This is a genomic window from Nonomuraea sp. 3N208 (assembly GCF_052245935.1).
Lineage (GTDB): Bacteria > Actinomycetota > Actinomycetes > Streptosporangiales > Streptosporangiaceae > Nonomuraea.
Map to the genome: position 1 here is coordinate 63,476 of NZ_JBQQBR010000036.1, position 25,000 is coordinate 88,475.

The 25,000-nt window shown below is 71.2% G+C and carries 24 protein-coding genes; 12 read left to right on the plus strand and 12 right to left on the minus strand.

Going from position 1 to position 25,000, the window contains the following annotated elements:
- Positions 1-15 precede the first annotated feature (15 nt).
- The 3 genes from ACTWPT_RS42295 to ACTWPT_RS42305 are packed head-to-tail and all read left to right on the plus strand — an operon-like array spanning position 16 to position 5,199.
- Positions 16-1,887 carry a sensor histidine kinase gene (locus ACTWPT_RS42295; protein ID WP_443183174.1) on the plus strand — a complete coding sequence of 624 codons (1,872 nt, stop codon included), beginning with the start codon at positions 16-18 and terminating at the stop codon, positions 1,885-1,887.
- Positions 1,888-1,936: 49 nt separating this feature from the next.
- The gene (locus ACTWPT_RS42300; protein WP_443183175.1) at positions 1,937-3,379 is read left to right on the plus strand and encodes a BTAD domain-containing putative transcriptional regulator; all 1,443 of its coding nucleotides are present in this window, start codon (positions 1,937-1,939) and stop codon (positions 3,377-3,379) included.
- 32 nt (positions 3,380-3,411) lie between these two features.
- Entirely contained in the window at positions 3,412-5,199 is a 1,788-nt protein-coding gene (locus ACTWPT_RS42305; protein ID WP_443183176.1) for an NAD+ synthase, read from the plus strand.
- Here ACTWPT_RS42305 and ACTWPT_RS42310 read toward each other — a convergent pair.
- Together ACTWPT_RS42310 and ACTWPT_RS42315 are read right to left on the minus strand one after the other, a co-directional pair.
- Positions 5,165-5,461 (minus strand): zinc ribbon domain-containing protein, encoded by a 297-nt coding sequence (locus ACTWPT_RS42310; RefSeq protein ID WP_443183177.1) that lies wholly within the window; start codon positions 5,459-5,461, stop codon positions 5,165-5,167. The genes ACTWPT_RS42305 and ACTWPT_RS42310 overlap by 35 nt on opposite strands.
- Positions 5,391-5,999, minus strand: a complete 609-nt coding sequence (locus ACTWPT_RS42315; RefSeq protein WP_443183178.1) for a hypothetical protein — start codon at positions 5,997-5,999, stop codon at positions 5,391-5,393. The genes ACTWPT_RS42310 and ACTWPT_RS42315 overlap by 71 nt, the downstream gene beginning before the upstream one ends.
- Positions 6,000-6,391: 392 nt before the next feature.
- Here ACTWPT_RS42315 and ACTWPT_RS42320 point away from each other — a divergent pair, with 392 nt between their 5' ends.
- From ACTWPT_RS42320 to ACTWPT_RS42330, 3 genes are read left to right on the plus strand one after another with little or no spacing between them, the layout of a single operon-like run.
- Positions 6,392-6,754 carry a metalloregulator ArsR/SmtB family transcription factor gene (locus ACTWPT_RS42320; RefSeq protein WP_443183179.1) on the plus strand — a complete coding sequence of 121 codons (363 nt, stop codon included), beginning with the start codon at positions 6,392-6,394 and terminating at the stop codon, positions 6,752-6,754.
- Positions 6,751-7,254: an SRPBCC family protein gene (locus ACTWPT_RS42325; protein WP_443183180.1), complete on the plus strand. Its 504-nt coding sequence runs from the start codon at positions 6,751-6,753 to the stop codon at positions 7,252-7,254. Before ACTWPT_RS42320 ends, ACTWPT_RS42325 begins: the two co-directional genes overlap by 4 nt.
- A 35-nt stretch (positions 7,255-7,289) precedes the next feature.
- Positions 7,290-8,363: a DNA alkylation repair protein gene (locus ACTWPT_RS42330; protein WP_443183181.1), complete on the plus strand. Its 1,074-nt coding sequence runs from the start codon at positions 7,290-7,292 to the stop codon at positions 8,361-8,363.
- 188 nt (positions 8,364-8,551) lie between these two features.
- Here the strand turns inward: ACTWPT_RS42330 and ACTWPT_RS42335 are convergent, their stop codons facing one another.
- Positions 8,552-9,211, minus strand: a complete 660-nt coding sequence (locus ACTWPT_RS42335) for an SDR family NAD(P)-dependent oxidoreductase (protein WP_443183182.1) — start codon at positions 9,209-9,211, stop codon at positions 8,552-8,554.
- An 80-nt stretch (positions 9,212-9,291) separates the two neighbouring features.
- Between ACTWPT_RS42335 and ACTWPT_RS42340 the strand changes: the two genes are divergently transcribed.
- Positions 9,292-9,657, plus strand: a complete 366-nt coding sequence (locus ACTWPT_RS42340) for a MerR family transcriptional regulator (RefSeq protein ID WP_443183183.1) — start codon at positions 9,292-9,294, stop codon at positions 9,655-9,657.
- Positions 9,658-9,871: 214 nt separating this feature from the next.
- On the plus strand, positions 9,872-10,915 hold the full coding sequence (locus ACTWPT_RS42345; protein ID WP_443183184.1) for a sigma-70 family RNA polymerase sigma factor: 1,044 nt from the start codon (positions 9,872-9,874) through the stop codon (positions 10,913-10,915).
- 31 nt (positions 10,916-10,946) lie between these two features.
- On the opposite strand, the gene ACTWPT_RS42350 is transcribed toward ACTWPT_RS42345, so the two are convergent.
- The 3 genes from ACTWPT_RS42350 to ACTWPT_RS42360 form a co-directional block, all read right to left on the minus strand.
- Positions 10,947-11,777, minus strand: coding sequence for a YybH family protein (locus tag ACTWPT_RS42350; protein WP_443183185.1), 831 nt, complete (start codon positions 11,775-11,777; stop codon positions 10,947-10,949).
- 60 nt (positions 11,778-11,837) lie between these two features.
- Positions 11,838-12,839: a sigma-70 family RNA polymerase sigma factor gene (locus ACTWPT_RS42355; protein ID WP_443183186.1), complete on the minus strand. Its 1,002-nt coding sequence runs from the start codon at positions 12,837-12,839 to the stop codon at positions 11,838-11,840.
- 106 nt (positions 12,840-12,945) lie between these two features.
- Positions 12,946-13,362 carry a TetR/AcrR family transcriptional regulator C-terminal domain-containing protein gene (locus tag ACTWPT_RS42360; protein WP_443183234.1) on the minus strand — a complete coding sequence of 139 codons (417 nt, stop codon included), beginning with the start codon at positions 13,360-13,362 and terminating at the stop codon, positions 12,946-12,948.
- Positions 13,363-13,497: 135 nt separating this feature from the next.
- On the opposite strand from ACTWPT_RS42360, the gene ACTWPT_RS42365 reads away from it, so the two are divergent.
- Positions 13,498-13,635, plus strand: a complete 138-nt coding sequence (locus tag ACTWPT_RS42365; RefSeq protein WP_443183238.1) for a hypothetical protein — start codon at positions 13,498-13,500, stop codon at positions 13,633-13,635.
- Here the strand turns inward: ACTWPT_RS42365 and ACTWPT_RS42370 are convergent.
- From ACTWPT_RS42370 to ACTWPT_RS42385, 4 genes are all read right to left on the minus strand, one after another.
- On the minus strand, positions 13,632-15,746 hold the full coding sequence (locus ACTWPT_RS42370; RefSeq protein ID WP_443183187.1) for a right-handed parallel beta-helix repeat-containing protein: 2,115 nt from the start codon (positions 15,744-15,746) through the stop codon (positions 13,632-13,634). The two genes, ACTWPT_RS42365 and ACTWPT_RS42370, sit on opposite strands and share 4 nt — an antisense overlap.
- A gap of 50 nt (positions 15,747-15,796) precedes the next feature.
- The gene (locus tag ACTWPT_RS42375) at positions 15,797-16,399 is read right to left on the minus strand and encodes a TetR/AcrR family transcriptional regulator (protein ID WP_443183188.1); all 603 of its coding nucleotides are present in this window, start codon (positions 16,397-16,399) and stop codon (positions 15,797-15,799) included.
- A 167-nt stretch (positions 16,400-16,566) separates the two neighbouring features.
- Entirely contained in the window at positions 16,567-18,120 is a 1,554-nt protein-coding gene (locus ACTWPT_RS42380; RefSeq protein ID WP_443183189.1) for an MFS transporter, read from the minus strand.
- 212 nt (positions 18,121-18,332) lie between these two features.
- Entirely contained in the window at positions 18,333-19,589 is a 1,257-nt protein-coding gene (locus ACTWPT_RS42385; protein ID WP_443183190.1) for an MFS transporter, read from the minus strand.
- 135 nt (positions 19,590-19,724) lie between these two features.
- Between ACTWPT_RS42385 and panB the strand changes: the two genes are divergently transcribed.
- Positions 19,725-20,555, plus strand: a complete 831-nt coding sequence (panB, locus tag ACTWPT_RS42390; protein ID WP_443183191.1) for a 3-methyl-2-oxobutanoate hydroxymethyltransferase — start codon at positions 19,725-19,727, stop codon at positions 20,553-20,555.
- A gap of 61 nt (positions 20,556-20,616) precedes the next feature.
- Here the strand turns inward: panB and ACTWPT_RS42395 are convergent, their stop codons facing one another.
- Together ACTWPT_RS42395 and ACTWPT_RS42400 are read right to left on the minus strand one after the other, a co-directional pair.
- Positions 20,617-21,564 carry a serine/threonine dehydratase gene (locus ACTWPT_RS42395; RefSeq protein ID WP_443183192.1) on the minus strand — a complete coding sequence of 316 codons (948 nt, stop codon included), beginning with the start codon at positions 21,562-21,564 and terminating at the stop codon, positions 20,617-20,619.
- 28 nt (positions 21,565-21,592) lie between these two features.
- Complete coding sequence (locus tag ACTWPT_RS42400) at positions 21,593-22,765, minus strand: trans-sulfuration enzyme family protein (protein WP_443183193.1); 1,173 nt, start codon at positions 22,763-22,765, stop codon at positions 21,593-21,595.
- A gap of 59 nt (positions 22,766-22,824) precedes the next feature.
- Here ACTWPT_RS42400 and yczR point away from each other — a divergent pair, with 59 nt between their 5' ends.
- A complete protein-coding gene (gene yczR, locus ACTWPT_RS42405; protein WP_443183194.1) occupies positions 22,825-24,267 on the plus strand; it encodes an aminotransferase class I/II-fold pyridoxal phosphate-dependent enzyme in 1,443 nt (480 codons plus the stop codon).
- A gap of 33 nt (positions 24,268-24,300) precedes the next feature.
- Positions 24,301-24,966 (plus strand): alpha/beta hydrolase, encoded by a 666-nt coding sequence (locus tag ACTWPT_RS42410; RefSeq protein WP_443183195.1) that lies wholly within the window; start codon positions 24,301-24,303, stop codon positions 24,964-24,966.
- The last annotated feature ends 34 nt before the right edge of the window (positions 24,967-25,000 follow it).

Here is a 25,000-nt window from a genome sequence, read left to right on the forward strand (position 1 = left end):
GGAAGGGCGGGTGGCATGCGCCGCGCGGGTCTGGCTAGAGGTGTCGCGATCGGGATCGCAGCGCTCGCGGTCGTACTGGAGCTCACCGACATCTGGGTGACGGCGCAGTTGCCGCAGTCCCCCCATACGCCGCTGCCGTTCGCACCCGAGGACATGGCCGGCACCGCCTTCCCGATCTTCGGGGCGATCCTCGTCCACAGCAGGCCGCGCCTGGTCATCGGGTGGCTGCTGTGCGTCGGCGGGCTGAGCGCGGCGGCCAACATCCTGTCGGCCAATGTCTTCATGCTCCTGTACGGCGGCCCGCCACATGGCTGGGTGCTCGTCAACCTGACCTGGAACGTTCTCCAGCTCACCCTGGGCGTGCTGCTGCCGCTGCTCTACCCGGCGGGAAAACTGCTGTCCAGGCAGTGGCGCTGGGTGGTCGCGCTGGCCGTCGCCGGCATGGCGCTCGACTGGGTCGCGATGACGGCCCGCCAGCGCACGCTCAGGGATCTCGCGCACTGGATGGTGGCGACCGCCATGGCGGCGGCCTTTGCCTCGCTCGTCGTCCGGTTCAAACGCGGCGACGCGATCGAGCGGCGGCAGCTGCTGTGGCTCCTGGTGACGCTGCCAGGACTGCTGATCCCGTTCATCGTGGGCGGTGCGGTGTGGTGGCTGGCGACGCTGGCGATCCCGCTGATCCCGGCGGCGATCGCGGTGGCGGTGCTGCGCTACCGGCTGTTCGGCATCGACACGCTGATCAGCCGGGCGCTGGTGGGCACCGGCCTGGCGGTCGTGACCATGGGCGTGTACCTGGCGGTGAGCGCGGCAGGCAGCATGTTCCTGTCGGAGGTGGACCCGATCGCGGGCATCGCGGCGGCCGTGTTCGCCGGGGCCTTCTTCCAGCCGATGCGGCGCGGGCTGCAACGCGGCGTGGACCGGCTGCTGTACGGCAGCACCGGCGTGCCGGGCGCGCTGGCCAGGCGGCTGCGGCACCGGCTCCAGCACGCCGACCCGGTGCACGGGCTGCTGGCCACGCTGGACGTGCTGCGCGAAGGGCTGTCGGTGACGGGTGTCGCGGTGGAGGTGGACGACACCACGACCACGTCGGGCGCGGTCGGGGACACCGGCAACGTCCCGCGGCCCGCCAAGACCATCGCGCTGGTGTGGCACGGGGAGCCCGTGGGGCTGCTGCTGATCGGGCCGACCGACCGGCGCAGGTTCCCGGCCGCCCACGACGAACGGGTGATCGCGACGCTGACGCCGTACATCGCCGACGCCGCGCACGCCGTACGCCTGACGGCGGCGCTGCAGCGCTCCCGCGAGCGCATCCTGACCGCCCGCGAGGAGGAGCGGCGGCGGCTGCGCCGCGATCTGCACGACGGGCTCGGGCAGTCGCTCACCGGCATGGCCATGTCGATCAACGCCGCCCGGCTGACCGTGCGTTCCTCGCCGCAGGACGCCGACCGGCTGCTCGCCGACCTGCGCGCCGGCATGGACGCCGTGAGCGGCGACATCAAGCAGCTCGTGTACGGGCTGCGCCCGCCCGCGCTCGACGAGCTGGGCCTGGCGGGCGCGGTCGAGGAGCTGGCGGAGTCGCCGATCGAGGCCTCGGGCGACCTGGCGAGCCTGCCGGCGGCCGTCGAGGTGGCCGCCTACCGCATCGTCCAGGAGGCGCTGACAAACGCCCGCAAGCACGCCCGCGCCACCCGGATCGCGATCAGCCTGCGGCGCGACGACCGGCTGCGGGTGACCGTGACCGACGACGGCGTGGGGGTGCCGCCGGACGCCAGGCCGGGCGTGGGCCTGGGCTCCATGCGGGAGCGGGCCGCCGAGCTCGGGGGCACCTGCGTGGTGCGGGAGGCCGAAGGAGGAGGCACCGTGGTCCACGCCGAGCTCCCACTGTGACATTTCGCCATATACCCGGACCCGTTTGCCCTCTACAGTTACGCCTGAAATGCTCACCTTTACTGCTCTCGGACCGTTCCAGGCCTGGGCCGGCGGCGCCCCTCTCGACCTCGGCGGCCAGCGGCAGCGGGCGGTGCTCGCGCGCCTACTCGTGGCCGGCGGCCGCGCCGTTCCCGTGAACACCCTCATCGACGAGCTCTGGCCGGGCGGCCCACCGGCGCAGGCCCTGTCCACGATCCAGGGCTACGTCTCCCGCCTGCGGCGCGCGCTCGAGCCCGACCGCGCGCCGCGCGAGGAGGCCGGCGTGCTGGTGTCCGCGCCGCCCGGCTACGCCTTGCGGGCCGGCACCGAGCAGGTGGACGCCTGGCGTTTCGAGAGCCTGGTGAAGTCGGACGGCACGCCGGCGCAGGTGTGGGCGGCCATGGACACCGCGCTGGGGTTGTGGCGGGGTCCGGCGCTGGCCGAGTTCAGCGAGCTGAGCTGGGCGGCGACAGAGGCGGGGCGGCTGGAGGAGCTGCGGCTGATCTCCGTCGAGCGGCGGGCCGACGCCGGGCTCACGCTGGACCGGGCGACGTCGCTGGTGGCCGACCTGGAGGCGCACGCGACGGCGTACCCGCTGCGTGAGGAGGCGTGGCGGCTGCTGGCCGTGGCGCTCTACCGGATGGGCCGCCAAGGTGACGCGCTGGCCGCGCTGCGCAGGGCGCGCGCGGTCTGGCGGGACGAGCTGGGCCTCGACCTGTCGGCCGCGCTCCAGCGCCTGGAGGGCGACATGCTCGCCCAGCGCCTGGAGGAGCCGGCGCCCGCGGCGGTTCCCGCGGACGCGCTGCGGGTGCTGGTGGCCGACGACCAGGCCCTCGTACGGGCGGGGCTGCGGGCCATGCTGGCCGCCGAGCCGGGGGTGACGCTGGCCGGCGAGGCGAGCAACGGCGAGGAGGCGATCGCGGCCGTCCGCGAGACCCGGCCCGACGTGGTGCTGCTCGACATCCAGATGCCACACCTGGACGGCCTGGCCGCCGCGCGCAGGATCCTGGCCGAGGAGCGGCCGCCGAAGGTCGTCATGATGACCACGTTCGGCAGCGACGAGAACCTTTACGCGGCCCTTCGGGCGGGAGTGAGCGGATTCCTGCTGAAGACGGCGGCTCCTGAGCAGTTCGTGGCCGCGATCAGGGCCGCCGCGGGCGGGGACGCGCTCATCGACCCCGCAGTCACCACGCGGCTGATCTCCGCGTTCGCCGGGCGCGCCGACCCGGCCTCGCCGCCGGCGCTCGCCGGGCTCTCCGACGCCCTGCTCGACGTGCTGAAACTCGTCGCCAGGGGGCTGACGAACCGGCAGATCGGCCAGACGCTCTCCCTGCCGGAGGAAGAGGCCTCCCTGATGGTGAAGTCGCTGCTCGAGCACCTCGGACTGTTCGACCGGGCGCAGCTGGTCATGGCCGCGTACGAGTCAGGACTGGTCACGCCTGGCGAGAAGGCTCACTTTTCGTCGCTTTGACGATAAAACTCCCGGCATATTAGGCTGGGCGCGTGGCACAACTGCGCATTGCCCTGGCACAGACGAACCCGTCCGTCGGCGATCTGACCGCCAACGCGGATCGGCTGGTCGCGTGGACCCGCGACGCCGCCGAACGCGGGGCGCACCTGGTCGTCTTCACCGAGATGTTCCTCACCGGATACCCCGTGGAGGACCTGGTGCTGCGCACGTCCTTCGTGGACGCCAGCATCCGGACTCTGGAGGAGGTGGCGCGCAGGCTGGAGCGGGAGGGCCTGGGGGACCTCCCCGTGGTGGCCGGCTACGTCGACCGGGCCGGCCTGGCGCCCCGAGTGGGGCAGCCGAAGGGCGCCCCGCTGGACGCCGCCGCGCTGCTCTACAAGGGCGAGGTGGTCACCCGTACGGCCAAGCACCACCTGCCGAACTATGGCGTGTTCGATGAGTACCGCTATTTCGTGCGCGGCGACCGGCTGCCGATCTTCCGGCTGCACGGGGTCGACGTGGCGATCGCCGTCTGCGAGGACCTCTGGCAGGAGGGCGGTCCCGTGTCTGTCGTGGGGCAGGCGGGGGCCGGGCTGCTGGTGGTGCCGAACGCCTCGCCGTACGAGAAGGAGAAGGACCACGTACGCCTGGAGCTGTGCGAGCGCCGCGCCCGCGAGGCCGGATGCGCGCTCGTCTACGTGAACCAGGTCGGCGGGCAGGACGAGCTGGTCTTCGACGGCGATTCGATCGTGGTGGACGGCTCGGGCGAGCTGGTGGCGCGGGCCGGCCAGTTCCGCGAGGAGCTGCTGGTCGTGGACCTGGACGACCTGCCGGTCTCGGACGCGGCGCCCGGCACGTACCCGCACGACGCGGGCGACGGCTCCACGATCACGGTCGAGCGGCTGGTGCTGTCGGAGCAGCCCGTGGCGCCCTACCCGGCCGAGCCCCGAACTCCGTCAAGCATCGCCAAGCGGCTCGAACTGCACGCGGAGGTCTATTCGGCGCTGGTGCTCGCGGTGCGGGACTACGTGCGCAAGAACGGCTTCCAGTCGATCATCCTGGCGCTGTCGGGCGGGATCGACTCGGCACTGACCGCGACCATCGCCTCAGACGCGATCGGCCCGTCGCGGGTGCATGTGGTGCTCATGCCGTCGCGCTACTCCTCCGAGCACTCGGTGACCGACGCCGAGGAGCTGGTGCGCAGGCAGGGGGTCAACGCGCAGATGGTCCCCATCGCGAGCGTCGTCGACGCCTTCGAGAAGGAGATCGAGCTGTCCGGCCTGGCCGCCGAGAACCTCCAGGCCAGGGTACGCGGCATGATCCTGATGGGTCTGTCCAACCAGCACGGCCACTTGGTGCTGACCACCGGGAACAAGAGCGAGCTCGCGACCGGCTACTCCACCCTCTACGGCGACTCGGCCGGCGGCTTCGCCCCGATCAAGGACGTGCCGAAGACGATGGTGTGGGAGCTGTCCCGATGGCGCAACGCGCACTCGGACCCGCAGTTCCTGCTGACGGCCGAGCGCCCGATCCCGGAGAACTCGATCGACAAGGAGCCGAGCGCGGAGCTGCGCCCGGACCAGCGCGACACGGACTCGCTGCCGCCCTACGAGGTGCTGGACCGGCTCCTCGACGACTACGTGGAGAAGGACATGGGCTCGCAGGAGCTCATCGCGGCCGGTCATGATCCTGAGCTGGTGACGCGCGTGATCAGGCTGGTGGACCTGGCGGAATACAAGCGCCGCCAGTACCCGCCGGGCCCGAAGATCACCCCGAAGAACTTCGGCCGGGACCGTCGCCTCCCGATCACCAACCGCTGGCGGGAGACCACCACCGGTTGACTCGCTCCCCGGCCTGAGGTGAAGGCCGGGGATTCCCGTGCCGCTTACGCGTAACTCGCGGCGCGGATGACGCACCGGGAGCTGTGGTACGGGGTGCTTGACGCTTCACCCACCCGGTGGGGTCTCCACGCCCTGACACGACCAGCCCGGCCGCGTGTCCTCTGGCTTTGATGTTCTTCGCAGCGTTCACATCAGCGTGCTCGACATGCCCGCAGGAGGTGCATCGAAAGTCCGCTTGGCTCTCGCGGGACTTGCCATCCACCGTCCCGCAGACCGGGTTGGAGCAGGTTTGCGCCTGGTTTGCCGGGGTCGGGCTTCGGCGCCACCGACGCGGTCATCGCCCGGACGCTCAGTCTCTCCAGCGTGACAATCGCGTTGTCGCGGGTAAGCCGGTGCGCGGCCTGAGCATTGAAGTCCGCACGCCGCCGCCGCGCCCGCCGCATCAGATCACCCATCGCCCGCACCACCCGCCGACGCCGGTTCGAGCCCTTCTTCGACCGAGCCAGCTTGCGCTCCAGCCGCCTGTACCGGTTGGCCTCACCCGCCGTCAAGAACCCCGTATCGCCCAGGCCATCGCCGAGCTCAACCGGCGGCGGCGCCATCGACGACACGCCGCCCTCGCTGGCGTGCCGGCGGTCGAAGAACTCCCCCTCACTGGTGACAGCAGCCGTCACCACCCCACGGTCCACCCCCACATGCCGGCCCGGACGAGCGTGCTCGCTGACCTCGCTGAGGCCATCGTCGATGAGGAAGCTGATGAACCAATGCTTGCCATCGCGGGCCACGGTCGCCGACTTCACGCTCCCGCCCAAAGGGCGGGACAAGCGGAACCTCACCCACCCGAACCTTCGGCAGGAACACTCGCCCCCACCTACGGCTGATCCGCCCGACCGGGATGTGTTTGGCCGTCGGGAACCGAAACGACGGCCTCCACCTTGCCTTGCTCTTCCACCGCACCTTCCATGTGCCGTGCTGGCGGCAGGCGAGGTCCAGATCCTTCAGCGTCTGCTGGATGACCTGCGCGGGAGCCTCCGCCAGCCAGGCACAGTCCGGGTCCTTCTTCGCCTCGGCGAGCTGGCGGCACTGCTCCTCATAGCCGATGAACGCGCCCCGACGCCGATAGGCGCGCTTCTTCCGCCACGATGCGGGAGAGGTGCTGGCAAACGCGTAACCAATGGGTTACGCTTTCTGCGTGGACGAGGTGGCAGGGGCGATCGCGGATCCGGTACGGCGGCAGATCCTGGTGCTGCTCAGGGAGGGGCGCCTGGCGGCCGGCGAGGTCGCCGAGCGGTTCCCGATCAGCCGCCCCGCCGTGAGCCGCCACCTGCGCGTGCTCAGGGAGAGCGGGTTGGTCCGCGCGGAGCTCGTGGGCAGGCAGCGCTTCTACACGCTCGATCCTGATCGATTCACCGAGCTCGTCGCGTGGCTGGCGCAGTTCGTCCGGCCCTCGGGCTGGGAGCACCACTTCGACGCGTTGGAGACAGAGGTCTACCGAACGCGCCGCGAACGCCGCACGGGCGGCGCCGCTGACAGCAGAAGGGAAGGCACGGCATGAACCGATTCCCCACAGGCCGACTATTCCGCACGGAGTCCGGCAGCGATCTCGTCCTCACCCGCAACTTCCGCGCACCCGCCGAGGACGTGTGGGTCAGCATCACCGAGCCGGAGCGCACCGCGCGCTGGTTCGGCCCGTGGGAGGGCCAAGCCGGCCCCGGCCGCACGATCAAGGTCCAGATGTTGTACGAGGAGCAGCAGCCCTGGTACGAGATGCGCATCGAGGCGTGCGAGCCGCCACGGCGGCTGGAGGTGTCCGCCCAGGACGAGACCGGCTCCTGGCATCTGGAGCTGCTGCTGTCCGAGGCCGACGGCACCACGGAGCTGCGATTCGTCCAGCACCTGGCCGACGAGGAGGGGATCGGCGAGATCGGGCCCGGCTGGGAGTACTACCTCGACATGCTCGTGGCCTCCCGCGACGGCTCCCCCAAGCCGGACTTCGACGACTACTACCCGTCGATGAAGCCGTACTACGAGCAGTTGCGGGACACGGACGCCTAGCGGGAATTGTCGGTGGCGGCTGGCACAGTGAGGCCGTGGCTCAACCGCTGAAAGACATGATCAACGCTCAATCCGTGTCGGTGCTGGCTGACGGGCTTGCCGCGGCGTGGGCGCCGTTCCCCCGGGACCGGTTCGCCGGGCGGGCCCTGGCCGGGCTCGACGGGCTGGAGCTCAAGGACCGGGTCAGGCACGTCGCCGCGGCGCTGCACGACGCGCTGCCGCTGCCCTATCCGCAGGTCGCCGAGATCGTGCGCGCGTCCGCCTCACGGTCGGTGCTGGACATGTGGAGCGGCTGGCCGGCCACCGACCATACGGCCGTCCACGGCGTCGATCACCTGCACGCGGCGATGGACACGCTGGCCGCGCTCACGCCGTACTCGACGGGCGAGTTCGCCGTGCGGCCCTACCTGGAGCGTTACCGCGACGACGCACTCAAGATCATGTACGGCTGGGCGGAGTCGCCGGACGAGCATCTGCGCCGGCTGGCGTCGGAGGGGTCACGGCCGCGCCTGCCGTGGGCCACACGGGTGGGCTGGCTGATGACGCCGGGGCCGACGCTGCCGCTGCTCGACCGGCTGCGCGACGACCCGAGCGAATACGTCCGCCGCTCGGTCGCCAACCACGTCAACGACCTGGCCAAGGACCATCCGGAGGCGGCGCTGGCGCTGCTGGCCCGCTGGCGCGCCGATGGCGGCTCGCACGTGGAGAAGGTGCTGCGGCACGCGGTGCGCGGGCTGCTGCGTGCCGGGCACCCCGAGGCGCTCGCCCTCGTGGGCGCCACGCCTGGCAGCGGCGCGGTGGACGTCCTGGCGCTGGAGGCGGACACGGTGGCCGTCGGCCAGAAGCTGGGCTTCTCGGTCACGGTCACAGCTGACGGGCCGGGGCCGCTGCTGCTCAAATACGCGATCAGGCGGACGGGCTCGCGTCGCGTGTTCCATCTGGGCCAGCGTGAGGCGGGAGCGGCCGGGGCGACGTTCATGTTACGCAAGAGCCATTCCTTCCGGCCGGTGACCACCCGCGACGAGCCGCCCGGGCCCAGGGAGCTCGATGTGATCGTCAACGGCAGGGTCGCCGCGACAACGGCCTTCACCCTGACACCCGCACACTGACCCGGCGCGCCCGAGGCCGCGTCCAAGCGACACGGACCCCGACTCCCATACCGCTGACGACAGACGGCGGCTGCCGGCCGCCACGCCGCAGCCTCCACACCCAGGCGCCCGCCGCAACTGCGGACGCCACACTCCGGGTGTCCGCTGCGACGCCGAAGGGCCGACTTCGGGCGCCGGGTCGTGGAGGGTCATCGGTCGTGGCGGCCGCTGTGGAGGATCTCGTGGTCCCAGCCGCCGCGGGGTTGGATGTGCAGGTCCCAGTAGTGCTCGGCGATGTCGTCCGGGTCGAAGGCCGTGCCCGGGTCGACCGGGCCCGCCACGGTGACGGTGGCCACGTGCACGCCCGACGGGCCGTACTCCTGATCGAGCAGTGCCACCAGCGTCCGCACGCCGCTCTTGCCGAGCGACAGGCTGACGTACTGCCGCTTGGGCTCGGGCATGCCACCGGTGATGATGAACGTGCCGCCGCCACGCCGCGCCATCGCCGGGGCGACGTGAGCGGCCGCGATGAGCGCGCCGACCACGTTGACCGCCCAGGCGTCCAGGTGGGCGCGTACGGTGGCCTCGCCGGCCGAGTCTGGCCGGATGATCGCGGCGTTGTAGACCACGACGTCCGGCGTGCCCAGGTCTGCAGCCGCGGCGTCGAGGGCGGCCCGCAAGGCCGTCTCGTCGGCGCAGTCGGCTCGATACGCCCGCACCCCGTGGGGTCCGTCGAGTCCCAGCGTGTCGCCCGTTCGTGAGACGAGGGCCACCGGAAGGCCCTCACCTGCGAACCGGCGAGCGACCGACCGGCCGATCCCCGGACCCGCCCCGATAATCACCGCTCCTGGCATCATCGGCTCCTTCATTTTGTTGGCAGTGGCTAGGCAGACATGGGGACGCTAAGGCGTCACATCCATGTGAAGGTCAAGCTCGGAGCGAGGAGCACATGCGGATCGGTGACCTGGCCCACGAGAGCGGGGTGAGCAGGCGGTTGCTGCGGTACTACGAGGAGCAGGGGCTGTTGCGTCCTGTGCGGCTGCCCAACGGCTATCGCGAATACCGCGAGTCGGACGTCGCCGCCGTCCGCCACATCCGCACCCTGCTGGCCGCCGGGCTGCCCACCGCGGTCATCGCCCGACTGCTGGACTGCGTCCACGATGACGAGGGCGGGCGGATGGTGCCGGTGGCCTGCCCGGGGATGATCACGCATTTGCGGCGGGAGCGGCAGCGCATCACGCAGACGATCGAGCGCCTCCAAGCGTCCCAGCAGCACTTGGACACCATGCTCGCCACCGTCCGAGAGCAGATCTGACACCGCCCCATCCGACACCGGCCCGGGTCCCTCTCAACTGAGGCGACCATTCCCCCGCACCGCCGCGGCGGTGTGGGCGCTCCCGCACCGCACCCGGACGGAGGCGGGCACTGCCCATACGGCCCCCGGACGGAGGCGGGCACTGCCCGCACGGCTCCCATGTCCGGAGTGAAGACTCCTCCCATAGGACCGCTTTGAGGCACAATCGGGGCTCGTGAGCGAAATTTCCCAGTCGACCGCAGATCCGGAGGCGGTAGATCGCGACCTGGGCCGGGCACGCGACGGTGACGATGCCGCCTTCGCCCGCCTTGTGACGCCGCTGCGCCGTGAGCTGCACGCGCACTGCTACCGCATGCTCGGCTCCCCCCACGACGCCGACGACGCCCTGCAGGAGGCCCTGGTGCGGGCCTGGCGGGGGCTGGCGCGCTTCGAGGGGCGGAGCTCGCTGCGCTCGTGGTTGTACACGGTGGCGACCCGTACCTGCCTGGATCTCGTCGAGACGCGTGGCCGGCGGGCCCTGCCGGTGGATCTCGGCCCGGCCAGCGAGCGTGCGGTGGCAGACGGCGCAATGCGGACGGACGTGGCCTGGCTGGGGCCGTACCCGGACACGGGGCCGTACCCGGCGGAGAAGGGGCCGGACGCACGTTACGAGCAGCGTGAGGCCGTCGAGCTGGCGTTCATCGCGGCCCTGCAGCACCTGCCGGGCAACCAGCGGGCGGCGTTGCTGCTGTTCGAGGTCCTGGGCTTCTCCGTCGCCGAGATCGCCGCCATGATGCGCACCACCACCACGTCGGTCAACAGCGCTCTGGCGCGGGCCCGCAGGATCGTCGCAGAGCGGATTCCCTCCCCCTCCCAGCAGCAGACGCTGCGGGCCATCGGCGATTCGCGCGTGCGCGAGATCGTCGCCGGGTACGCCGCCGCGCTGGAACTTGGCGACGCCGACGCCCTGGTCGCGTTGCTCACCGAGGACGTGACCTGGTCGATGCCGCCGATTCCGCACTGGTACCGCGGCCTGGCGGCCGTCACCGATTTCGCGGTACGGGTGCCGCTGACCTCGTGCGGCTCCTGGCGGCACCTCCCGGCGCACGCCAACGGCCAGCCGGCCGTCGCCTCCTACCTGTGGGACGACGCGGCCGGCACGCACCTGGCCTGGTCGATCAACGTGCTGACGCTGCGTGGCGAGCAGGTCAGCGAGATCACCTCGTTCATCGGCCGCGAGCACTTCCCGCTGTTCGGGCTGCCCGCGTCCCTACCGTGACGACGCGCGCAGGGCGCTCCTGCCCACGTCGCTACCGTGACGACGGGCGCAGGTCGGTCCTGGCCACGCCCGTGGCCTGGTCCAGCGGGAACGACAAGTGCTGGTGGATCATCATCCAGGCACCGTCGCGCCGCTCGAACACCCGCGTGCCCCGCGACCAGGTCTCGGCCACCTGCCCGTCCTCGCCTGCGACGCGGACGCGGTTGAGTCCCCACGCCACCGCGAGATCCTCGCGTACCAGGATCTTCAGGTCGGGCACATCCAGGCTGACGTCGCCGGGGGTGTCGAGGCCGCGGGCGCAGACCTCGCGCACCGCGTCGACACCGACGTACTCCAGGGGCGTCTCGTGCTCGTACGAGACGACGTCGTCGGCGATGGCGGTCATCAGGCCGTCCAGATCCTTCGCGGCGGTGCCGGCGTACCAGCGCTCGTGCACCCGGCGCACCCCCTCCTCGGCCGCGCCTTCGCCCCCGAGCGGGAACGAGTGGTGCTCGTGGGCGACGGCCCAGCGGCCGTCCTCCTTGCGCAGGCCGAGCGTCAGCCGCAATCGGTATCCGGGGTTCGCGGCGAGCTCCCCGGGGGTGCCGCAGCGCAATAGCGCGTGGGCGAAGGCGACGTCGGAGCCGGCGGTGACGTCCAAGGTCTCGATCTCGAACGACGCGCCCTGGGCCTGCCACTGGAAGAAGCCGGGCCACGTCTTGCGGTAAGCCTCGATGCCGCGCACGCCTTCGTAGGGCGGCGGCACGTCATACATCACGATGTCGGCGGCGTGATCGGCGAGGACGGCGTCGAGGTCGCCGGCGTGCACCGCCTCGGCCCAGCGCTCGATCAGCTCACGGATCTGCTCTTCGTCGGCGGTCATCGGTGGAGTCCTTCCCGGTCGGTCGGCAGTCAGGACTACAACCCGGGTCGTGGCGCGAAATCATCGCGGCAATCGCAGCGGAAGGTCGAAATCCGCGAAATCGGCCTCCAGGAACGAGACGACCTCGGCGATCCTGCTGCCGCGTACGACGATCAGGTCCAGGCCCGCCGGGACGTACGCGGCGCGCTGCTCATCCCACATGTACGTCCCGAACGCCAGCTGCCCGTTCGCCCGCGCGGGCAGGAAACGCCAGCGGCTGGTCAGCGGCTCCTCGGCCAGGAAGCTGCGGATGTCCTCGTGGCCCTGGTACCAGGCGGTCAGCGGCGGCATCGAGTACTTCGCGTCCTCGGTCAGCATGGCCACGATCGCGTCGACGTCGCCGGCCTCCCAGGCAGCGGCGTACCGGCGGGCCAGGTCCCGCTGCCCAGGCTCGCCCAGCACGTTGAGCGCCTGCCGCTGGCTGGGCTCAGGCAGCAGCTCGGCGAGGACCTTGCGGGCGCGTTGCAGAGCGCTGTTGACCGCGGCGACCGTGGTGTCCAGCTGGTCGGCGGCCTCGGCGGCGGCGTACCCGAGCACGTCGCGCAGCAGCAGCGCGGCCCGCTGCCGGGCCGAGAGGTGCTGCAGCGCCGCGACGAACGCCAGCTCCACGCTCTCCTTGGCGACCACGCGAGCCTCGGGGCCCAGCTCCGCCGTCCAACCCATCAGCCGGTCCGGGTACGGCTCCAGCCACGCCACCTCGGCCACCGGCGCGGCCTCGGGGCTCAGGTCGGTGGGCAACTCGCGCCGGCCCCGCCGCTCGATCAGCGTCAGCGCCCGATTCGTCGCGATCTTGTACAGCCACGGCCTGATCGTCCCGCGGTCCTCGAACCGCGCCAGGTTGCGCCAGGCCCGGTCCAGCGTGTCCTGTACGGCGTCTTCGGCGTCGTGGACGGAACCCAGCATGCGATAGCAGTGCGCGCGCAGCTCCTCCCGCAGCGGGCCGACGAGCCGGCCGAACGCGTCCCGGTCGCCCGCCCGCGCTGCGGCCAGCAGCTCCGCCGCGTCTGCCGGGGTCGTGGCCATCGTCGTCGTCCCCCTCACCGCCTACTCCGAGGCCAAGCTACCCGAGACGGTCGCAGGCGATCATCGGGATCGAGATGACGCGGTGCGGCGGCTGCTGACCGAGCGGCTACTCCCCGCCGACATCGCCCTTTGGAGCCCGCCGCCGGATCAGCGCCTCGACGCCGTCGAGCAGCAGGTCGAGCCCGAACACGAAGTCGCCGTCGTCCACCCATCCCTCCGCGCCGCGCATGGCGCCCGAGCGCATCGCGGCCGACAGGGCCGGGTAGGCCTCGGGGTCGAGCACCTCGGCCAGCACCTCGCCGTAGTCGGCGGCGCCCTTGATCCCGGCTTCCTCCGTCTGCGGATCGCCGCCCGCGACGGCGTGGAGGAGGGCCGCGTCGGTGAGCGCGTACCCGGTCAGGGTGCTCGCCACGTTGATCTTCTCGCCGTCGTCCAGACCCGTGCCGTCGAGTGACGCCAGGGCGCGGTCCAGCCACAGCAGCCGCCGTGGGCCCATCGGCGGCACGGGCGCGGCGACCGACAGTAGTCTGCCCGGACGCGACGCTCGCCGGGTGCGCTCTGGTGCTGGGGCTGGTGGCGGCGTACGTGCTGGCGATGTCGTCGCTGGCGGTGCTCTGGGGGCTGCTGGTGAAGTCGACCCAGGCGGCCGGGGCCGATCGTGGCGACGTTGCGGGCGCTGCTCCTGGGCGAGCCCGTGGGGTCGTCCGGCATGGTGGCGGCGGTCTGGCTCGCGGGCGTGGTGGTGGTGAGCGTGCCGGTCGCGGCGGTGCTGTTCCGCCACAGGACCTCCCTCTAGCCTGTTGGAGAAGGAGCCGCCTCGGCGGGGGTCTCTTCCGCGCTGCGGCGCTCCCGGAGTGCGAGCACCACGACCGCGCACACCGCCCAGATCCCGGTGAGCAGCCCGCGAACCCATCCGGGCCCCAGCGGGACGAACGGGACCAGGTGCACCAGCCGGTCGAAGGCATCCGCCACGGCCAGCACGCCCACCACCACCGTGAACCAGCCGAACACCGGCCGCCTGTCCCGCAGCGCCGCCCCCAGGCACAACCACCACGCCGCCATGAGCAGCAACGCCACCCCCGCCTGTCGTGGACTCCCCACTGCTGCCGCCACCACGTCGAGCACCAGCCCGGCCGCCCCGGCGAGGGTCCCCGCCACGATCAGCCGGTGCCTGCGCCGCATGAGCGCCGCCGCCGCGTTCCCCGACGGGTCGTCCTCCCCGCCGAACCGTACGCCCGCCTCCGGCCGCCGGCGGGAACGCCACCAGAAGAGTCCCGCCAGCAGGCCCAGCACCACCGAGCCGCCCAGTGCCAGCAGAGCCTCGACCTTGCCGAGCCCGGACGCGCCGAACCAGTCGCACCCGGCGGGCAGGCGGGGCTCCGAGGCGCTGAAGTCGGCGCACATGTACAGCTTGATCAGCTTCACGGGCTCGGCCAGGAGGCGGTTCGTACCGCCCGACAGCTCGGGCGCCCGGTCCGCGCACACCGGCAGCACGGCGGGCGAGGACGTGCCCGTGTCACCTTGCCAGCAGTTGCCGGTGCCCTGCCCGTCCCACCACACGTCCAGCCCGTTCGGCCGCCGCTCCCCCGCCGGTGTGACGCCGAAGACGTTGCGCTCGTACCGGTTGAAGTCGGAGGTGTCGGCCTGCTTGGCCAGGGCGGCCTCACCCCTGATGAACGCGGGCACGCCGAACAGCTGGAACGCCGCCCGCCGGTGACCCCAGATCCGGTTGGCCGCGAAAACGTTGTAGTTGCCGCCCGCGACCAGGACCCCCGTACCCGACGGGACCCCGACCTGAGGGCAGACGACACCCTGCTCGTAACCGCGCTGGGCCGAGGGCTTGGCACAGGTGCCGTTCCGCAGGTATCCGTAGTAGTCGCGGTTGTTGTCGTAGATCTTGTTGTTCTCGAACCTGGCGTGGTTCTGCGGCAGGCCGGGGTGGGAGGGCCAGAGGCTGTCCATCGTGGCGCCCACCATGTTGCCGTAGAACTCGTTGTCGTGCACCCACACCGAGTCGCCCGCGGTGCCGGAGTAGCCGAGCGCGTTGTCGTGGCTCTTGCAGCGGCGGATCTCGATGGCATAGCGGGGCACGTCGTGGCCGCGGCCGTCGTTGATGTCGGAGGCGCTGCCCGGATACAGGCCGCCGTCGCCGTTGCCGTATGACTCGCAGTCGGTGTAGAGGCCGTGGTCGCTGGCGAAGGTGAGGAAGCCGTACTCGTCGTTCCACCGGGTGAGGACCTGGTCGATGACGAAACCGTCGGTTTCGAGCACGTAGAGGGAGTTGAACGTGGTGCGCTGCGCGGTGAAGTTCTTGAAGTAGACGCCGTCGGCGCGGTCGGCGCGGATGGCGTTCAGCTTGCGATATTCGGCGTCGATGACGACGTCCAGCGGGTCCGCGCCGGTGCCTTCGATCTGCAGGTCCTCCTTGCCGAGGACGGCGACGAGGTTCTGGTTGTGCGGGCATCGACGCTGCTGTTCGAAGCTGAGGATCTGGTATCCCCCGTGGTGCGCCCAGCGGGCGGGGAGCCGGGCGCAGTCGCCGGTGGGCGTGGCGTGGCTGGGCTCCTCGCGGTAGAGGCCGGGGAGGATGGCGATGGTCATTCCGGGGCGATCGACCCGATCAACGGCCTCCTGGAGGTGCCTTACCCCGTCTTCCTGACATTTGGCGAAAAGGTCGCGGTTGCGCTCCTGGAGCGCCGCCGGAAATTTCGCGATTCGCCGCTCGAAGTCGGTCTTGTCGGCTTTGCAGACCAGCACATCCGGCTCCCCCATCCGCAGCCGCGGCACCGTGCCCGCGCCGTCGGGGAAGCTCACCTCCCGCTCCTCATGCGCGAAGGCGACACCGGCGGACAACAGCAGACCTGACGCGAGCGCGACGACCGACGCGATCCTCCGCATGGGACCCATGACCGCGAGACTAGAACGATGCTCATGTTCTGCCCAGGCCCAGGCGCGGTTTACGGGGCCATGCCCGCCAAGGCCGCATCCACCACGCGTTCGGCCAGATCAAGAGGAAGATCCCCGGCCGGACCCCACTTGGTGTGCCACAACATGGCCCCGGACAGGACGGCCATGCCCATGTCGACGTCCAGATCGGCCCTGAGCTCCCCGGAGGCGACGCCGCGCTCGATCACGCTGCGCATTGCCTCCCTGCGCGGTTCGACGGCGCGCTTGACGAAGCGCTCCAGCAACTGGGGATAACGATCGGCCTCGCTCATCGCGATGTTCATCACGCACCGGCCGCGCTTGTTGCCGTGCTCCTGGCGCATCGCGTCGAGCAGGCTGATCAGATCCTCCCGCACCGACGTGCCGGCGAGTGGCGGCACCGGCGCCTTGAGCGTGGAGAGCGCGTCGACGACCAGGTCCTCCTTGTTGGACCAGCGCCGGTAGATCGTCGTCTTGCCGACCCCGGCCTTCGACGCGATCGCCTCGATGGACAGGTCGGAGATGCCCATGCCCTCGCTGATCAAATCGAGCGTGGCGTCAATGATCGCCTTCTCGGCCTTCTCGCTTCGCGGGCGCCCGGCCGGACGGGCGGCCCCTGTTTCCTGGATCGTCATCGCGGTCTCACCGTACATCCACAGCGTGCCTTCACCGTTCCCCGGTCAAGGGAGGGCACGTGGAACGGCGCGGCACGTCGGCCTCTCGATCTTGCCACCGGTTCCACCTGTCCTCCTCTTGGCGTGAGACGGGCTGGAATCCCCGCCCCGATCAGACGGGGATGATCTCAAACAGCGGCTGGTTCCTTCAATGCCTCCGCCTGCTGCACGGGGCGCGGCTTGCCCGGCATCCACCTGGCCACGACCACGACGCCGAGCAGTGCGATCGCCGCCGACACCAGGGCCGTGACATGCATGCCGTCCACGAAGGCGGTGAACGCGGGCTGGATCAGCGCCTGGCCCCGCTCACCCATTCCCTCGGCCACCCCCAGCGTGGCCATAATGGACTCACCGGCGGAGTGCCGCACGTCGGCGGGCAGCGCGGCCAGCGCGGGCGCCATCTCGCCGCGGTAGCTGGACGACAGCACCGAGCCGAGCACGGCCACGCCGAGCGCGCCGGCCACCTGGCGGACGGTGTTGCTCATGGCCGAGCCGACGCCGGCCTTCTCCCTGGGGAGCGACTCCATGATGGCGGTGGTGGCGGGCGGCATGATGTTGGCCATCGCGGCGCCCTGGACGAAGAAGATGATCTCGATCAGCAGGATCGGCGTGTTCTGGTCCATGAGCGCGTAGCTGGCCAGCGCCCCCGTCACCACGATCATGCTGACGGTGGCCGACAGCTTGGCCCCGAACCGTTCGTTCACCCGCTGGCTGAGCGGCGCGAAGATGAGCTGCGCGGCGGCGAAGGGGATCATCAGCGCACCCGCCTGCAGCGGGGTGAAGCCCATCACGGCCTGCAGGTAGAAGGTCAGGAAGAACATCCCGCCCATCATCGCGAAGAACACGATGCCCATCATCGCGATGGCCGAGCTGAACTTGACGTTGGAGAAGTTGCGCACGTCGAAGACCGGGTGGTCGATGCGCCGCTCCCACCACACGAACAGGCCCAGGACTGCCACGCCGATCAGCGTGGGCGCGATCACCTCGGCGCTGGCCACGGTGCCCAGGAAGCCGCCACGGATGATGCCGAACACGAGGGCCACGAGGCCGATGATCGACAGCACCACGCCGACCGGGTCGAGCTTGGACGGCTTCGGGTCCATCGACTCGGGCACGATGTTGGCGATGAGGAACAACCCGATGATCACGATCGGCACGTTGATCAGGAAGACCGAGCCCCACCAGAAGTTCTCGATCAGCAGACCGCCCGTGATCGGGCCGATCGCCACCGCGAGCCCCACGCCGCTGGCCCAGATGCCGATCGCCCTGCCGCGCTCGCTGGCCGGGAAGACATTGGAGATGATGGCCAGGGTCGCCGGCATGATCGCCGCACCACCGATGCCCATCGCCGCCCTGGCCAGGATCAACTGCAGGGGATCCTGCGAATAGGCGCTGGCGAGCGAGGCCAGGCCGAACAGCGCCATGCCGATGAACAACATCCGCTTGCGTCCTGTTCGGTCACCGATCACACCGAACGTGAACAACAATCCGGCGAACACGAGCGTGTAGGAGTTGATCGCCCATTCCAGCTCGCTCTGCGTCGCGCCGAGCCCTTCAACCGGGTCGGCGATCGTCTTCATCGCCACGTTGAGGATCGTGTTGTCGAGTACGACCGCCAGCAAGCTGAACACCAGCACGCCGAGGATCGCCCATCGGCGTGGATGTCCTGTGTTCGAGTCCATTGGGAGGCATCCTTAATTTCGATACGTCTGAGTTTCGCAACGACACCGTATCGCAAGATATTCCGATACGCAACGGTGTCGTTTCGTAAACTCGGTGGAAACTCCGGGCGTCGCCTCCGTTTCGCCCGCCCACCCGACCGGCCGCCTCGGCGTCCGCACCCTGTGCGGCACCGACGCCCCTGTAGCCCGGTGCCGCGACCAGCGTGCGTGAGTCAGCTCACCGTGGAAGGAGCCGGAGCCGGTGTCTCCAGCGTGACGTCCGCCGCCTCCTCGACCGGTGCCGAGGAAGCCCCCCGCGGACGGCGGCGCCAGAACGGCAGGGCGGCCAGCACCATGGCCACCCCCACCAGCCCCGCCACAGTGAACGCCCAAGCCGGGCCGGCTCCGTCGATGATGGCCCCCGCGATCGGAGCCGAAGCGGCGCCGCCGATCAGCAGCGCGGTGCCATGGAATCCCATCGCCTCGCCTCTGGCCCACGCGGGCACCCATCCGCTGACGGCGTCGACAGTGGACGACAGCGACGGCGCGCAGAGCAACCCGGCCGGGAGGAGGGCGACGATCAGCCAGCGCCAGTCGCCGCCGGCCAGGCCCACTGGGATGGTGAGCAGGCCCATGCCCCCGATGAGCGTGAGCGGCGTGAAGCCGCGCGACAGGCCGCCGTAGACCAGGCCGCCGATCAGCGAGTAGAGGCACCAGACGGCCACGGCGAGGCCTACCCACGCCGTCTGATGGGCCTGCGTCATGGTCGCGACCAGGGCCAGCTCGCTCGCGGTGAGCACGAACGTGGCCGCCGCGACCGTGCCGAGCAGCGCCGCGAACGCCGGTGTGAACCACTGGCGCCTGGGCAGCCTGCCGCTCCCCTGTTCCACCCGGCCGGCTTCCTCGTCGGCCGATCGGGTGGGCGGGTTGAGCACGATCAGCCCCAGTCCGGCGGCGGTGATGCCGACCCCGACCACGGCCATGGTCACGCCGCTGCCCAGCGTGGTGATGCCGAACACGGCCAGTGCCGGCCCCGTCATGTACGACACTTCGACCAGGATCGAGTCGAGCGCGAAGCCGGTGCGCCGCTGCGGAACGGGCACCATGGCGGCCAGGCACTGCCTGATCACGCTGAACACCGGCAGTGCCAGCAGTCCCGCCAGCGCCGCCGCCACGAGCAGGACGGGGAACGGCAGCGCCCAGGCGCACGCCCAGAAGGCCGCCTGCGCGAGGGTGGTGACGGCTAGCACGGGACGCAGGCCGTGCTTGTCGACGAGCCTTCCCGACAACGGCGAGCCCACCGCCATGCCGATCGTGCTCGCCAGGGTGATCAGCCCCGCCTTGGCGTAGCCGAGCTCGAGCACCACCGCCACGTGCAGGGTCAGCGCCATGCCCGTGGCCGTGGATGGAACCCGGGCCAGCAGCCCCACCAGAAGCAACGTGGGGACGCCCCGGATCTTGAGCAGGCGTCGGTAAGGGTCGAGAGCCATGTCGTTGATTACCTCCGCGTTGATTGTGGCAACAGGCACCGACAGTTTCGCCACAGGTTTTCCGCGCGTGCCATCATCAGAAGGAGTCCGGGGACGCCACAGGGGCGCCTCGAGACGTTTTCCGGAGGGTTTCGTATGTCCTCTTCAACCACGCTGTACGGCGGCGTCTCCGGGCGCCGCGTCACCGTCCGCGACGTCACCGCCGCCAAGGAGCGCGGAGAGCGGTGGCCCATGGTCACCGCCTACGACGCGATGACGGCGAGGGTCTTCGACGCGGCGGGCATCCCGGTCCTGCTGGTGGGCGACTCGGCGGCCATGGTCGTGTACGGGTACGACTCCACGCTGCCCGTCACGGTCGACGACCTGCTGCCGTTGACGGCGGCCGTCGTGCGGGGGTCGTCGCGCGCGCTCGTGGTCGCGGACCTGCCGTTCGGGTCGTACCAGTCCTCGCCGCAGCAGGCACTGGAGTCGGCGGCACGCTTCATGAAGGAGGCAGGAGCGCACGCGGTCAAGCTGGAGGGCGGCCGCCGAATCCTGCCGCAGGTGGAGGCGCTCGTCGCGGCGGGCGTACCGGTCATGGCGCATCTCGGGCTGACCCCGCAGTCGGTCAACGTCCTGGGCGGCTACCGCGTGCAGGGGCGGGGGCAATCTGGCGACGAGCTCATGGCGGACGCCAAGGACCTGGAGCGGGCCGGGGCGTTCTCCGTGGTGCTGGAGTGCGTGCCGGCCGACCTGGCTGAGCGGGTGACAACGTCGCTCGCGATCCCGACGATCGGCATCGGGGCGGGGGCGGCGACGGACGCACAGGTCCTGGTGTGGCAGGACCTGATGGGGCTGACGCCGCGCCCGGCCAAGTTCGTCAAGCGATACGCGGACCTGGCCGCCGACATGGACCGCGCTGTCCGTGCCTTCGCCGACGAGGTCGCCTCCGGCGCCTTCCCGGCACCGGAACACACCTACACCTGACCTGTCCCCCGGCCCCGCGCAGGAGGGGGCGGATCCGGCCCGGCGGGGCGGGAGGACGTGATCAGGAGTTGCCGAGGGTGGCGGGGTCGGTGTTGGAGCCGCAGACGACCACCGCCACCCGCTCTCCCTGCCCCGGCGTGTACGCGCCCGACAGCAGCGCCGCGTACGCCGCCGCGCCCGCGTGCTCGGCCACCAGCCGGTGCCGCTCCCACAACGTCCGGCGAGCCGCCACGATCGCCTCGTCGCTCACCAGCACGCTCTCCACCCGCGGCGCCAAGAGGATCTCGAAGGCCAGGCCCCCGATTTGGGTGGCGCCCAGGGCGTCGGCCGCCACCCCACCCACCTCGACCGCCACTGGTCGGCCCACCCGCAGGGCCGCGTGCAGGGTCGGGATCCGCTCGGGCTCGACCGCGACGATCCGCGGACCTGCCACGCCGGCTTCCCCAGCCGAAGGTGCCGACGTGCCCACGGTGATCCCCCCGGCGAACCCGCCGCCTCCGACGGCCACCACCACGGTGTCCACGCCGCCGGTCTGCTCCATGATCTCCAGCCCGGTGGTCCCCTGCCCGGCCACCACCTCCGCCTGGTCGTAGGCGTGCACGCCGAGCGCGCCGGTTTCGGCGGCCCTCTTGGCGGCGGCCTCCGCGGCCTCCGAGTAGATGGCACCCGTCTGGGTGATATGCGCCCCCAGCTCCTCCAGCCCGGCCACCTTCACCGGGCTGGTCACCTCGGGCACGAAGATCTCGGCCCGCACCCCCAGCGTCTTCGCCGCGTACGCCACCGCCAGCCCGTGGTTCCCGCCGCTGGCCGCGATCACCCCGCTGTCGGGCAGGGCACCCGCCGACAACATCCGGTTGAACGCCCCGCGCACCTTGAACGACCCTGAATGTTGCAGCAGCTCCAGCTTGAGGAACAACCCCGGCGAGCTCTCGAGCACGGGCGTGCGCAGCACGAGCCCGGAGATCCGCCCCGCGGCGGCCAGCACATCCTCATACGCAACGGCAGTCATGGAATCTCACCCTAAAGACAGCGGGACGCTACGACAGCGCCCGGGAGATGTCGGCCCAGAGGTCCTCGGGATGTTCGATGCCCACCGCGATCCGCACCGTGCCCTCGCCGATCCCGCTCCTGGCCAGCTCGTCCGGGCTCAGCGCGCGGTGCGAGGTGGTGGCCGGGTGCAGGATGAGCGTCTCGACACCGCCGAGCGAGGGGGCGAGCAGCGCGAGGCGTACCGCGCTCATGAACTTCTCCCCTGCGGCCCGCCCGCCGGCCAGGTCGAACGAGAACACCCCGCCGAAGCCGGGCAGCAGCTTGCCGGCCAGCTCGTAGGACGGATGCGAGGCCAGCCCCGGCCAGTGCACCGCCTCGACGGCGGGGTGCTCGGCCAGCCGGGTGGCCAGGAGTTCGGCGTTGGAGCAGTGGCGTTCCATGCGGAGCGCGAGCGTCTGCAGCCCGCGCAGCGTCAGCCAGGCCGCGAACGGGTCGGCCGAGGCGCCCAGCTCGATCGCGAAGTGCCAGATCCGCTCGTAGAGCGCGGTGTCGGCGAAGACCGCCAGCCCGCCGACCACGTCGGTGTGCCCGGCCAGATATTTGGTGGTCGAGTGGATGACGATGTCCGCCCCGTGCTCGAAGGGCCGGCACAACATGGCGGTGGCGAAGGTGTTGTCGACCACGGACGGGATCCCCAGCTCGCGCGCCACCCCGCACATCCCGGGCAGATCGGCAACCAGCGTCATCGGGTTGCTGATCGTCTCCAGGTAGACGAGCCTGGTCTCGGGCCGCACGGCGGCACGCAGCGCGGCGGGGTCGTTCTCGGGCACGTACGTGACCGCGATCCCGAACCTGCTCACCAGCTCGTTGAGCATCGCGGCCGTGCCCCCGTACAGCGACCGCTGGGCGATCAGGTGGTCGCCGGGATTGAGCAGGCCGAGCAGGACGGTGTTGATCGCGCCCATGCCGGAGCCCGCGGCGATGGCGGCCGCGCCGCCCTCCAGCCCGGCGACGGCCAGCTCCAGCGAGCGCACCGTGGGGTTGGTGTAGCGCCCGTACACGAACGCCCCGTCAGGACGCCCCATCGCGTCGGCCATCACGGCGGGGTCGTCGAAGACGAACCCGGAGGTCTGGTAGATCGGCATGGTGATCGGGCGGCTGCCCTCGATGGGCGGCTGAGGGACGTGGACGGCCCTGGTCTCGGGGCGGAAATCGGTCATGTGGCCATGATTTCCCGTGCGGGGATTCAACGTCAGAGCCAATCGGGCAGAATTGGTTCATGAATGGGGCCAATCTGGATGACCTCGTCGATCTGCTGGGCCGGTGGGCGTCGGGGCGCGGGCCGCTCTACCTGCTGCTGGCGGTCCGGCTGCGGGCGCTGATCGACGACGGCGTGCTCCCGCCGGGCGACGCGCTGCCGCCCGACCGGGTGCTGGCCAAGCGGCTCGCGGTGGGCCGGGGCACCGTGGTGGCGGCGTACGACCTGCTGCAGCAGGAGGGGCGCGTGGTGCGCCGCCAGGGCAGCGGCACCCGGGTGGCCCCGCTCGACCTGCCCGCGACCAGGACGGCCGACGGCGTGGTCGCCAATCCGCTGCTGCAGCACATCCTGCATCCGCCGGACGGGGTGATCCTGCTGACGTGCGCCGCTCCCCATGATCCGCCGGCGGCGCTCTTCGAGGCGTACGAGGAGGCGGGGACGCGGCTGGCCGGCGTACGCGACCTGGGCTACCAGCCCGCGGGCAACGCGGAGCTGCGCGCCGCGCTGGCGGACTACTACTGCGCCCGCGGCGTGCCGACGACGCCGGACGAGATCATCACGACGACAGGCGCTCAGCAGGCGCTCACGCTGCTCACCGGGCTGCTGGTGGCGCCGGGCGACACCGTGCTGACCGAGTCGCCGACGTACCCGGGCTCGCTGGAGGTGTTCAGGCACGCCGCCGCGGTGGTCAAGCCCGTGACGCCGGAGCAGCTACGCGACGCCCTGCGCGAACGTCCCGCGCTGGCCTACTTCGTCCCCACCGCGCGCAACCCGGACGGCGCCGTCATGGCCAACCACGACCGCAGGCGGCTGGCGGCGCTCGCCGGCGAGCACGACGTGCCGCTGATCGACGACGAGGTCTGCGCCGAGCTGTGCTTCTCCGGCGAGACGCCGCCGCCGCTGGCCGCGTACGGGTCCAGAACCGGACAGGGCGAGCACGTCATCACGATCGGCTCGCTGAGCAAGCTCGTCTGGGGCGGGCTGCGGGTGGGCTGGATCCGTGCGGCGGCGCCGCTGATCTCCCGGCTGGCCAGGCTCCGGGCCGTGCACGACCTCGGGGGCGAGGTCTTCAGCCAGCTCGCCGCCGCGGCGCTGCTGCGCCGCCTGGACGAGGTACGCGCGGCCCGCGTGCGCGCGCTCCGCGACCGCCACGACCACCTGTGCGCCGAGCTGCGCGCGAGCCTGCCGTCGTGGTCGTTCGAGCCGGCCCGCGGCGGCCAGACGATCTGGGTACGGATTCCGCGCGGCGACGTCGACGCCTTCTCCCAAGTGGCGCTGCGGCACGGGGTGGCGGTGCCGCCGGGCAGGTCGTTCGACCCGCTGGGCGGGCATGCCGACCACATGCGGCTGCACTTCCTTTTCCCGGCCGAGGAGCTTTCGCGAGCGGTGAACAACCTGGCCGCGGCCTGGGCGGTCTTCGACGGTGCGGGGCGCACGGCCTCCCGCCACACCCTGATCGTCTGAAAGTGTGGGGGTGTGGAGACGACCTTCGTACTAGTGCACAGTCCCTCCGTCGGGCCGTCGACGTGGGCTCCGGTGGCGGAGTCGCTGGCGCGCCGCGGGCACGCCGCCGTGGTGCCCGAACTGACCGGCATTTCCGTGGGCGGGCCGCCTTACTGGCCGCGGGTGGTGGCCGCCGTCAGGAACGCCACCCCCGACACTCCCGTCGTGCTGGTGGGGCACAGCAACGCCGGATTCTTCCTGCCGCTGATCAAGGAAGGGCTGGGCGAGCGCGTGGTGGCGTGCGTGTTCGCCGACGCGCACATCCCGCCCCGCGACGGGCTGATCAAGGTCGCGGAGGAGAATTTCCTGCCGTTCCTGCACGACCTGGCCGGACCCGACGGGGTGCTGCCGCGCTGGACCGACTGGTGGGACGAGGAGGACGTCGTGGCCATGCTGCCCGATCCCGCCGTACGCGTGCGGGTGGCGGGAGAGCAGCCGCGGCTGCCGCTCGACTACTACACGCAGGCCATCCCAGTGCCCGCCGGGTGGGACGAGGTGCGGTGCTCGTGCCTGTGGTACGGGCCCCCGTACGACGAGGTCGCCGAGGAGGCGCACCGGCGCGGCTGGCCAGTGACCCGCGTCCCCGGCATGCACCTGCACCAGATCGTCGACCCTGAAGCCGTCACGGACGCGCTGCTGAAGCTGTCGCGGAAGTCGTGAATTCTTCACTGCCGCCCGCAGGTCGTGTCCCGAA

Coding starts and splice junctions, on each gene's coding strand:
- ACTWPT_RS42295 (WP_443183174.1), top strand. CDS start 16: ATGCGCCGCGCGGGTCTGGCTAGAGGTGTCGCGATCGGGATCGCAGCG.
- ACTWPT_RS42300 (WP_443183175.1), top strand. CDS start 1,937: ATGCTCACCTTTACTGCTCTCGGACCGTTCCAGGCCTGGGCCGGCGGC.
- ACTWPT_RS42325 (WP_443183180.1), top strand. CDS start 6,751: ATGAACCGATTCCCCACAGGCCGACTATTCCGCACGGAGTCCGGCAGC.
- ACTWPT_RS42335 (WP_443183182.1), bottom strand. CDS start 9,211: ATGAAGGAGCCGATGATGCCAGGAGCGGTGATTATCGGGGCGGGTCCG.
- ACTWPT_RS42340 (WP_443183183.1), top strand. CDS start 9,292: ATGCGGATCGGTGACCTGGCCCACGAGAGCGGGGTGAGCAGGCGGTTG.
- ACTWPT_RS42350 (WP_443183185.1), bottom strand. CDS start 11,777: ATGACCGCCGACGAAGAGCAGATCCGTGAGCTGATCGAGCGCTGGGCC.
- ACTWPT_RS42355 (WP_443183186.1), bottom strand. CDS start 12,839: ATGGCCACGACCCCGGCAGACGCGGCGGAGCTGCTGGCCGCAGCGCGG.
- ACTWPT_RS42370 (WP_443183187.1), bottom strand. CDS start 15,746: ATGGGTCCCATGCGGAGGATCGCGTCGGTCGTCGCGCTCGCGTCAGGT.
- ACTWPT_RS42375 (WP_443183188.1), bottom strand. CDS start 16,399: ATGACGATCCAGGAAACAGGGGCCGCCCGTCCGGCCGGGCGCCCGCGA.
- ACTWPT_RS42380 (WP_443183189.1), bottom strand. CDS start 18,120: ATGGACTCGAACACAGGACATCCACGCCGATGGGCGATCCTCGGCGTG.
- ACTWPT_RS42385 (WP_443183190.1), bottom strand. CDS start 19,589: ATGGCTCTCGACCCTTACCGACGCCTGCTCAAGATCCGGGGCGTCCCC.
- panB (WP_443183191.1), top strand. CDS start 19,725: ATGTCCTCTTCAACCACGCTGTACGGCGGCGTCTCCGGGCGCCGCGTC.
- ACTWPT_RS42395 (WP_443183192.1), bottom strand. CDS start 21,564: ATGACTGCCGTTGCGTATGAGGATGTGCTGGCCGCCGCGGGGCGGATC.
- ACTWPT_RS42400 (WP_443183193.1), bottom strand. CDS start 22,765: ATGACCGATTTCCGCCCCGAGACCAGGGCCGTCCACGTCCCTCAGCCG.
- yczR (WP_443183194.1), top strand. CDS start 22,825: ATGAATGGGGCCAATCTGGATGACCTCGTCGATCTGCTGGGCCGGTGG.